The sequence below is a fragment of the Thiothrix caldifontis genome (genome assembly GCF_900107695.1).
Classification (GTDB): Bacteria; Pseudomonadota; Gammaproteobacteria; order Thiotrichales; family Thiotrichaceae; genus Thiothrix; species Thiothrix caldifontis.
In genome coordinates, this window is record NZ_FNQP01000031.1 from 26,133 (window position 1) to 35,777 (window position 9,645).

Annotated in this window: 8 protein-coding genes; 7 read left to right on the forward strand and 1 reads right to left on the reverse strand. The window is 50.8% G+C overall.

The genetic code is table 11. From position 1 onward, the window contains the following. The 3 genes from BLV87_RS16840 to BLV87_RS16850 are packed head-to-tail and all read left to right on the forward strand — an operon-like array spanning position 1 to position 2,903. Positions 1–927, forward strand: a complete 927-nt coding sequence (locus BLV87_RS16840) for a nucleoside/nucleotide kinase family protein (RefSeq protein ID WP_093070563.1) — start codon at positions 1–3, stop codon at positions 925–927. Positions 928–933: 6 nt separating this feature from the next. After that, a complete protein-coding gene (locus BLV87_RS16845) occupies positions 934–2,064 on the forward strand; it encodes an acyltransferase family protein (protein ID WP_093070564.1) in 1,131 nt (376 codons plus the stop codon). Between the two features lie 29 nt (positions 2,065–2,093). Beyond that, on the forward strand, positions 2,094–2,903 hold the full coding sequence (locus BLV87_RS16850) for an SGNH hydrolase domain-containing protein (RefSeq protein ID WP_093070566.1): 810 nt from the start codon (positions 2,094–2,096) through the stop codon (positions 2,901–2,903). On the opposite strand, the gene BLV87_RS16855 is transcribed toward BLV87_RS16850, so the two are convergent. Next, on the reverse strand, positions 2,880–6,299 hold the full coding sequence (locus tag BLV87_RS16855) for a DEAD/DEAH box helicase (protein ID WP_093070568.1): 3,420 nt from the start codon (positions 6,297–6,299) through the stop codon (positions 2,880–2,882). The genes BLV87_RS16850 and BLV87_RS16855 overlap by 24 nt on opposite strands. A 183-nt stretch (positions 6,300–6,482) precedes the next feature. On the opposite strand from BLV87_RS16855, the gene BLV87_RS16860 reads away from it, so the two are divergent. The 4 genes from BLV87_RS16860 (at position 6,483) to BLV87_RS19525 (ending at position 9,609) form a co-directional block, all read left to right on the forward strand. Next, a complete protein-coding gene (locus BLV87_RS16860) occupies positions 6,483–7,160 on the forward strand; it encodes a TIGR00153 family protein (RefSeq protein ID WP_093070569.1) in 678 nt (225 codons plus the stop codon). A 9-nt stretch (positions 7,161–7,169) separates the two neighbouring features. Next, positions 7,170–8,432 carry an inorganic phosphate transporter gene (locus tag BLV87_RS16865; protein ID WP_093070571.1) on the forward strand — a complete coding sequence of 421 codons (1,263 nt, stop codon included), beginning with the start codon at positions 7,170–7,172 and terminating at the stop codon, positions 8,430–8,432. Between the two features lie 188 nt (positions 8,433–8,620). Then, entirely contained in the window at positions 8,621–9,355 is a 735-nt protein-coding gene (locus BLV87_RS16870; RefSeq protein ID WP_093070572.1) for an ABC transporter substrate-binding protein, read from the forward strand. Positions 9,356–9,435: 80 nt separating this feature from the next. Further along, the gene (locus tag BLV87_RS19525) at positions 9,436–9,609 is read left to right on the forward strand and encodes a hypothetical protein (protein WP_175517799.1); all 174 of its coding nucleotides are present in this window, start codon (positions 9,436–9,438) and stop codon (positions 9,607–9,609) included. Positions 9,610–9,645 lie beyond the last annotated feature (36 nt).

Below are 9,645 nucleotides of genomic sequence, written 5' to 3' on the forward strand. Positions count from 1 at the left end.
ATGTCAGCAAAACACCCTATTGTTGCTATTACCGGTGCGATGGAATCCGGTTCTGTGTCTGTTATTCAAGCGTTAGAACGGATTTTTTACCGTGAACGGGTCAAGGCGGTTTATATCGATGGCAGCGCATTTCGCCGTTATGACCGCGTTGCCATGCGAGAGGAAGTACGCAAAGCCCAGGAAGCTGGTCGAGTGTTAGGGCATTTCGGCCCCGAAGGTAATCATCTTGAAAAGCTGGAAAGTTTATTTTTCGAGTATGCTGCGGTGGGTAAAGGTTCATACCGTCACTATTTGCACACACCGGGGCAAGCGGCTAAGTACGGACAAGACGTTGGTACGTTTACGCCTTGGGAGCCGATGGATCCTGACAGTGATTTGTTATTGTATCGTGGGTTACACGGTGCAGCGGTAGCAGATGACATTGACCTTTCCCAATACCCTGATTTGTCGATTGGCATTTCACCGAATGCGAATTTGGAATGGATGGCTAAAATTCAGCATGAAGTTAAGAACCGGGGAGTGGCGTTGGAAGAAGCTAAAACGGGGTTGCTGAAGCGTTTGCATGATTATGTGCATCATATCACCCCGCAATTCATGCGCACTCACATCAACTTCCAATTGATTCCATTGGTGGACACCTCCGATCCCTTTGGCGCAGAGGTGTTGCCGACCCCTGATGAGTGCTATTTGGTGATCCGTTTCGCCCCTAAGTTCTTACCGGATTTCCCGCCACTATTGTCTGATATTCCTGGGGCTTTTATGTCACGGCGTAACACCTTGGTTGTACCTAGCAGCAAGATGCTGATGGCGATTGAATTGGTGTTAATGCCGATTATTCATGACCTGATCGACACCAGTCGTCAGTTGCGCGGCATTACGGATGTGCCGGAAGATCGCGGTGCAGGCGTGTTGGGTTTGGTGGAATAACGCAACGTGATTTACAGACGCGAAATTGACGGGCTACGCGCTTTGGCGGTACTGCCCGTTATCCTGTTCCATGCCGGATTTTCTACTGTTAGTGGTGGTTTTGTCGGGGTTGATGTCTTTTTTGTCATCAGTGGTTTTTTGATTACCTCGATTATTGTGGAAGAACTGGCAGCGGGAAAATTCACGCTTGCCGGTTTTTATGAGCGTCGTGCGCGGCGTATTTTGCCTGCGCTGTTTTTCGTGTTACTCGCCTGCTTACCGTTTGCTTGGTGGCTGTTGTTGCCCGCTGAATTGGTGGATTTTGGTAAGAGTGTGATGGCTGTGGCAGTGTCTGCTTCCAATCTATTGTTTTGGCTGCAAACCGATTATTTTGCGGCGACAGCAGAACAAATACCGTTGTTGCATACGTGGAGTCTCGCGGTCGAAGAGCAGTATTACCTCGTGTTTCCGCTAATCATGGTACTGGCATGGGGCTTGGGGAAACGTTGGCTGGTGGTGGTGTTGGCTCTGGTGGCGCTATTGAGTTTAGCGTGGTCGGAATGGTTATGGCGTAGCTCGGTGGAAGCCAATTTCTACCTAATTCCCAGCCGTGCGTGGGAGTTGATGGTGGGAGCTTTGGCAGCGTTTTACCTTCAGAACAAGGTGTTGGTAACAAACGGTATCATGGCACAAATAGCCAGTGTATTCGGGCTGGTGCTACTGGGTTACGCGGTATTTTTCTTTGATGAGGGGATGCCGTTTCCGAGTGTGTATGCGCTGGTGCCGACCTTAGGGGCGGTGTTGCTGATAGTGTTTGCAACGCCTGCAACGTGGGTCGGTCAGTTGTTGGTGACCCGCCCCTTGGTGTGGGTTGGGCTGATTTCTTATAGTGCATATTTGTGGCATCAGCCGGTGTTTGTGTTTGCGCGTTTACAAGCACTGGAAGAACCCAGTGTCGGCTTAATGGCAGGCTTATGCATTATAACGTTAGGGTTAGCGTGGTTTAGTTGGCGTTTTGTGGAACAGCCATTCCGTGATCGGCATCGTTTTACCCGTACTCAAATTTTTAGTGCGGCAGTGATCGGCAGTCTGCTATTCATCGCGCTTGGGGCTGGTTTGGTGTGGACGGACGGTTTGGCAAGCCGTTTTGCCGATTGAGCAATACGTTAACTTGTAAGGGAAATCTCATGCGTTTGTGGTGCACTTCATGGGTATTGGCGGGGTTGTTGAGCATGGCATTGCCAGTGGCGGCTGAGGATCGCGAGGCTTTGCTGCAAGCGGCTGATACCAAAGTCAACGGTGAATATACCCGTCAACGTTTTCTGGCAGTGCAAAAAATGCCATTTGAGCCGACCGATTCCCGTAAAAAAGCGTTGATCATCGGTGATAGCCATGCACAGGACTTTTTCAATGGGGTACTGGAAAATGGTTATTTGTCGAAATACCAGTTGCGCACACGCTACATTCCGACCCGTTGTCAATTGACGTGGGGGGATGAAGGGGGGGCATTCATTCAGCCTAAAGATGCAGCTTTGTGTGCTGAATCCGATAATCTGATGCAAGCGGCTGCCCAGATAGCGGAGGCGGATGTGGTGATTTTAGTGGCACGTTGGCAAGAGTGGGCAGCACAACGCTTGCCTGTCACGCTCCATAACCTCAAGCTGCGCCCTGATCAGCAATTGGTGGTCGTGGGTGCAAAAGATTTTGGCAAAGTGTCGCTGAGAAATTATTTGAAGTTATCTGATACGGAATTACGTGAGTTGCGTAATAAGGTTGATCCTAAGCCTCTGGCAGCGAATCAGTTATTACGTGCGAGTTTGGGGGATGCGGTGTTTATTGATCAACAACGTTTGATTTGCGGAGAAGGGGAAACGTGCCGCTTGTTCACCGATGAATTGGAGCTGATGTCGTATGATGGTGGGCATTTGACCCCTGCCGGAGCCAAATACGTTGGTAAAGTGTTGTTTAGCAGCTCACTGCTCCAAGGGCTTCAATAAATCCATCAAATCCTCGGAGCTGAAGCGCACCCCTTCTTGTGCACCAGTTTCTGAATACAAGCCATTGGCGAGCATCTGCTTTTTTTCCTGCAACTTCAGGATTTTTTCCTCTACCGTGTCTTCGGTGATGAGTTTGTAGACGAATACAGGTTTGTCTTGACCGATGCGGTGAGCACGATCCGTTGCTTGTTGTTCGACGGCTGGATTCCACCAAGGGTCGTAGTGAATCACGGTATCGGCAGCGGTGAGGTTCAACCCCGTGCCGCCTGCTTTGAGGCTAATCAGGAAAACTTGCGCGTCACCTTCTTGAAAGTGCGCAATGACTTCTTCGCGGTTTTTGGTTTGCCCGGTCAATTTGGCGTAGGTGATATTGGCGCTGAATAACTCCTGTTCGATCAAAGCTAGCATCGACGTGAATTGTGAGAACAGCAGTACTTTACGGCCTTCTTCTAACATTTCCGGCAAGAGTGTCATTAACAACTCAAGTTTGGCAGATTGCTCAACTTTTTTGGCTTTATCGAGTTTGACCAAGCGCGGGTCACAACACACTTGGCGCAGTTTGAGTAAAGCATCAAGGATCATGATATGGCTGCGGGCAAAACCATTTTTGCTGATTTCTTCCTGTAATTTGGTGTCCATCGCCAAGCGCACGGTTTCGTAAAGGTCGCGTTGTTTGCCGTCTAAGGCAACGCTACGAATGATCTCGGTTTTCAGGGGTAATTCGCTGGCAACCAGTTCTTTGGTACGGCGTAGCATGAAGGGCAGCACGCGGTGGCGCAATTGCTGTTGCCTGCCGACATCCCCCTGTTTTTCAATTGGTGTGCGGAACAGGCGGGTGAATTTGTCGTGCGTGCCTAAAAAACCGGGCATCAGGAAATGGTACATCGACCACAGTTCCCCTAGGTGATTTTCCAGTGGCGTGCCTGTCAGGCACAGACGGTGGTGTGCTTTGAGTGTGTAAATCACTTGGGTGGTGCGGGATGCGGCATTCTTGATGGCTTGTGCCTCATCCAAAATTAGGTAGTGGAAGGTGTGGCGCAGGTATTGCTCTTCATCGCGCACAATCAAGGGGTAAGTGGTGAGAATGAGGTCATAGTGATTGAGATGCTCGAAATGTTTATGGCGATCATTGCCGTGAATCACTTGTACCCGTAAATCCGGGGTGAAACGCGCTGCTTCACGCCGCCAGTTACCCATCAAGCTGGTGGGGGCAATGACGAGTGCCGCTTGTTCTAAGCGTCCCGCTTGCTTTTCCAGCAGTAAATGCGTGAGGGTTTGCAAGGTTTTGCCTAAGCCCATATCGTCTGCGAGGATACCGTTAAACTGGTATTCGCGCAGAAACTGCAACCAGTTTAAGCCTGCGTGTTGGTAGTGGCGTAAGTCAGCCTGCAAACCTTCGGGCAATTCCACCGCTTGGATACCTTGGAAATCGCGTAGTTTTTGGGTTAACAGTAGCAGTTCTTCCGCGCCTTTCCATTTCATACCTGGCGCATTGAGCAGTGCGCCAAGGCTAGTGCCTTGGTATTTGCTGAGCTCTAGGTTGCCATCCGCATTGAGGGGCTGGTGGTCGTACAGTTCGACCAGTGTTTCCAGAATCCCCGCGAGGCGTTGCGATTCGAGTTTTGCCCAGCGATTGCCGGACAGTGGCACGAATACGTAGGGCTGGCGTTCCAATAGCTCACGTAAGGCTTGCGGGCTTTCCATTTGCCCCAGCATGTCGACCAAAATTGGTAACAGGTTGATACGTTGGCCTTCCACCTCAAAGCCTAGGCTAATTTCAAACCACTCATTGCCGTTGGCGCTTGCTTCCCATGCTGCATCCAAATCCCCCACGATGTCGAAATGCAGGTCAAAGTTGGCGTCCAGCGTCACATTCCAGCCGTCTTGGCGCAGTGCGTCGACACCGTGATCCAGAAAGTCGTTCCAGCGTAATGCGGTCAGTGCCGGGGTGTCGGGGTGCATCAAGAGTTCGAGACGGTGTAAATCTGCAAAGCGGTTGCTGGCACTTTCAAAACCATAATCCGCTAAGGTATCCAAGGCTTGTTGTTCGGCGGGTAAGTCGCGGTGGATGCGGTAGCGTTGCTTGCCTTCTTTGAACAAGGTGCTGGGTTTGTGCTGTTGGGGTTGCAACAGTTTGCCCGCGTAGTTGAAGCGCAAGCTGGCAATATGCGTGTTCAGACCGGTTTCGGGCAACGTGGTGCTGCGTAGGTATAGGTCGGGAATAGGGGGGGCGTATTGGTCTTCGATGGGGTGGTTAATGTTGGGAGAAGGGGCGGGGATGTCGGCATCGGGTAAAGCATCCAACAAGCGTTCACTAACACTATCTGCTTGTTCGGCGGGGATGGGCGGCGCGTTGAGGAATTTCTCTACCTGTTGTGGGCTAAGGTCAGGGTGTTGCAGCAAACCGCAGGTGAGAGTGGTAGTGTCGATATACCACAATTTAGCATTGAGCCAAAAATGCTGGGCAATAGGGGGCGTGGTGTGCATGTCGACGGTGAATTCGTGCTGGTCATTCTGTTGCCAGGTGAATTGTAAGTGCCGTGGGCTGCCAAGATGCAGCGGTTGTGCCTCGCGTTGCCAAGTGTCTACGGTAGCCCAAAATGCTCGTCCGGTTTTGAGAACTTCCAAGAGTGCTTGTTCACCGATTTTGCCGCTGAGATTGCCTTTATTCCAATGATGTAAAAAGCGCATTCCGGGCATGGCAAGTAATTGGGCAATCATTAGGTCATGGGGTTCGTAACTGAAATTACGTGCCCGGTACGGGGTGAGTAAGGCTTCAAGCTGGACATGGGCGGGTTTGCCATACCCGCCTTTTTTCAACAGATTGGCTTTGTATAGGCTCAGCGTGGGGTGATCGTAGGTATCCGTATCCAGAAAATACAGCAAGTGGGCGTTGGATAATTCCGTTTCACCTTCAAACAATGAGGGTTCCACAGGTTTGTGGACATTGCTGAGTGCCTGTAACCACAAATCGACAGGGGAACGGGTTGTATTTTTTGCAGTGGGCATGGTGGCTGCCATAAAAGCAGGCACGGTTTTACGCTGGGGTTCTCTAGCCTTTTGCTTACGTGCATGTTCGAGGTATTCAAACAATGCTGCTACCGCGTGTTTGCACGCCATGGTAACGGCACAGGTGCAGACACCGGTAATCCAGCGTGGGGACTGTTCGTTGTAATTAACGACAGTGACATAGGGTGCTTGACCGCTACCTTGAACCTTTGCTGTGATCGACACATTGCCGTTACCACTTTTTTCGGCCCGAAAACTGCTGACTTTACCGCTATCGTAATACTCGATGCCGCGTTCTAGGGTCACGGTGTCGAAGACATTAAATAAGACTGATTGGGGAAGATTATTGTCAGCAAGCAGGTCGAGATGTTTGGTTTTTAAGTGCATTTCGTTTGTTTATCTACCAGACTGAATTTTTAGTCGGATGACATTGTGCAATGATGTGTGGGGTTTGTCACGGCAAGAGTGGCTACGTACCAAAAGATTGTGTCAACTTGATGATTTGCCTTTGACTTGATGAACGGCATGTTCATACTATCCGGGTTTTTTAGCTTCGAGAAGGTAAGTGTTATGCCTAAAAACCATATCGCAGGCTTGTTTGGCAAATCGCCGATACGCCCACTCCAAGAGCACATGTATTGTGTTTACAAGGGAATCAAGCACTTAATTATGTTGGCAGAGGGGATGAATAGCGACGATGAGCAGCAAATTACGGCTGCACATCAGGCTATTGTCGAAAGCGAACATTTGGCTGACGATATGAAAAAGGACTTACGCCATAACTTGCCGCGTGGGTTTTTTATGCCGGTAGATCGCCGTGACTTGCTGGACGTACTGTGGATGCAAGACCAAATCATTAACCAAGCCAAAGACATTGCGGGTATGGTGGTGGGGCGCAAAATGCGTTTACCGGAAAACATGCAGGCGCTATTTTTGCAATACACCCAGCGTTGTGTCGCAGCCGTCAAACAGGCGTTGGAGGTTATTAATGAGTTGGATGAGTTAGTGGAAACGGGCTTCCGTGGCATGGAAGTCGAACGTGTTGAGGAGATGCTCAAGGAACTCAGCCGGATTGAGCGCCAAACGGATGAGTGCCAAGTGGAATTGCGCAAAATTCTATTTACGCTTGAAGATACGTTGCGACCGACTGATGTGATGTTCACCTACCGCTTGATTGAGTGGATGGGACGGGTCGCGGATGATGCCCAGCGGGTGGGTAGCCGTTTACAACTGATGCTGGCACGTTAAGGGGATCTCATGGAGTTTTTTACTGATACCACGATGGTATATATCACCCTTGCGGCCGTTTTTGGGATTTTCATGGCGTGGGGGATTGGGGCGAATGACGTTGCTAATGCGATGGCGACGTCGGTTGGCTCGAAAGCGATTACGATTAAGCAGGCGTTGATTCTTGCCGCGATTTTTGAGTTTGCGGGGGCATACCTTGCGGGTGGGCAAGTGACCGAAACCATCCGCAAAGGTTTGGTGGATATGGATGCTTTCAGTGCTAACCCCGAAATGTTGGTGTGGGGGATGCTTGGCTCGTTATTAGCCGCAGGAACATGGTTGCTGATTGCTTCAATGCGTGGGTGGCCAGTTTCGACCACGCACAGTATCGTTGGTGCAGTTGTGGGGTTTGCCGCAGTTGGTGTGGGCGTTGATGCGGTCAATTGGGAAACGGTTGGTACGACAGCCGTAAGTTGGGTGTTCTCACCGATAATTTCAGGGGTGGTGGCTTTCTTAATTTTTATGAGCCTCCAAAAGTTGGTGTTGAATACCAAAAACCCTTTGCAGAACGCTATTAAGTACGGGCCGTTTTACTTGTTCATGGTGGGTTTCGTACTGTCGTTGTTGACCATCAAGAAGGGGCTGAAACACGTCGGTCTCCATTTGGATGACGGTATGGATTTGGTGTTGTCGGTGGTTATCGGCATTGTGATTGCCTTGATTGGGCGTATCCTGATTAGCCGTGTCAAATTCGACCAACTGGCAGAAAAGCGTTTCCATTATGCCAATGTGGAAAAAATCTTTGGGGTATTGATGTTGTTTACCGCCTCGGCAATGGCATTTGCCCATGGCTCGAATGATGTGGCGAATGCAGTCGGACCAATGGCTGCGGTTATTGACGTGGCGCAAAGTGGTGTGATGGCAGCCAAAGCAAGTGTACCGCCGTGGGCACTACTGGTCGGTGCGGTTGGTATCGTGATTGGCCTGGCAACATTAGGTTATAAGGTTATCCAAACCGTTGGGAATGGCATTACTGAGTTGACCCCTACCCGTGGGTTTTCTGCTGAAATTGCGACAGCAATGACGGTGGTGATGGCTTCTTACACCGGGATTCCGGTGTCAACCACGCATACCTTGGTCGGCGCAGTGTTAGGTGTAGGCTTTGCACGTGGTATTGCGGCCATTGATTTGCGTGTGGTTGGCGGTATCTTTATGTCATGGGTAGTCACTTTGCCTGCGGGTGCGTTACTATCAGTGATGTTCTTCTATTTATTGCGTGGGATATTTGTTTAAGAACATTTCATCGTTCAAGCCAGTAGGCCTAGCGATTTGTCGCTGGGTGTTGCTGGTTGGCTTGTCTCTGTTGCTCCCGCCTGTAGGTGCCTCCGCACCACCGTTAGAATCCGTTACCGTGCAATTGAAGTGGCAACCGCAGTTCCAGTTTGCGGGGTATTATGCCGCGCTGGAGTACGGCTTAGGGGTTGGATGTCACGTTACTGCCCGGTGGTTCAGACATTGCGCCTTTGCTTGAGGTGTTGGAGCGGCGGGCGGACTATGCGATTGAGGCTGGGGAATTGGTGTACTACCGTTTGCAAGGCAAGCCGGTGGTGGCGTTGGCGAGTATTTTCCAACATTCGCCCGCGATGTTAATGACCGAGGGTAAGGCAGGTTTGCGCACCCCGCACGATTTAGCCCATAAACGCATTGGAATGCAGGTTGGCGGGCAGCCGATTGTGGAAATCGCGGCGATGTTTGTGAACGAAGGGGTGACGTTGGATGCGCTGGCATTGCAACCGAATCGACCGGGCATGGATGCATTGCTGTCTGGGCAGGTAGATGCGGACTACGGCTACATGACCAGTGAGCCTTTTTTCAATACACAGACGGGGCGCGACATTCACTATATCCAACCGATCACTTACGGGGTGGATTTTTACGGCGATACTTTGTTTACCAGTGAGCGCCACCTAGAGGAACACCCTGCGCAAGTGGCGGCGTTACGCCGTGCGGTGGTGCGCGGTTGGCAATACGCCCTAGAAAATCCCGATGATATGATCACGGTGTTGCTGAAACGTTACCCGCAGTTGAACCGTGAGGCGTTGCAGTTTGAAGCGGCGCGTATCCATGAGTTGGTGAAGCCGGATATTGTCAAAATCGGTCACATGAATTCGGAACGCTGGCGGCGTATGGCGGATACCTATACGCATCAACTTTAACCCGCGAAAGCGGTCTCCCTCTCTGGTAGGCTATTAGTTTTGCACACCGAATAGATCGACTTCGACAAGGAGACCGCGCATTGATACTGACAAAAGTAGCCACCGCATTGCAAGCCATCTTGTATGAAAAAGCGGACGCGTTAGCAAAAAAAGCGGCTTCATTCAACGCCAGCGCAAACTCAGCGGCTCGAACTTCATCCGCAGCTTGGTGTTTGGCTGGATGGGCAATCCTGCCAGCACATTGGATGGATTAAGTCGGACAGCCGCCTTCCAACAGCTCCCCATTAGTC

What these genes read in the sequence shown, in the direction of transcription:
- BLV87_RS16840 (WP_093070563.1), top strand. Translation starts at nt 1, where the DNA reads ATGTCAGCAAAACACCCTATTGTTGCTATTACCGGTGCGATGGAATCC.
- BLV87_RS16850 (WP_093070566.1), top strand. Translation starts at nt 2,094, where the DNA reads ATGCGTTTGTGGTGCACTTCATGGGTATTGGCGGGGTTGTTGAGCATG.
- BLV87_RS16855 (WP_093070568.1), bottom strand. Translation starts at nt 6,299, where the DNA reads ATGCACTTAAAAACCAAACATCTCGACCTGCTTGCTGACAATAATCTT.
- BLV87_RS16860 (WP_093070569.1), top strand. Translation starts at nt 6,483, where the DNA reads ATGCCTAAAAACCATATCGCAGGCTTGTTTGGCAAATCGCCGATACGC.
- BLV87_RS16865 (WP_093070571.1), top strand. Translation starts at nt 7,170, where the DNA reads ATGGAGTTTTTTACTGATACCACGATGGTATATATCACCCTTGCGGCC.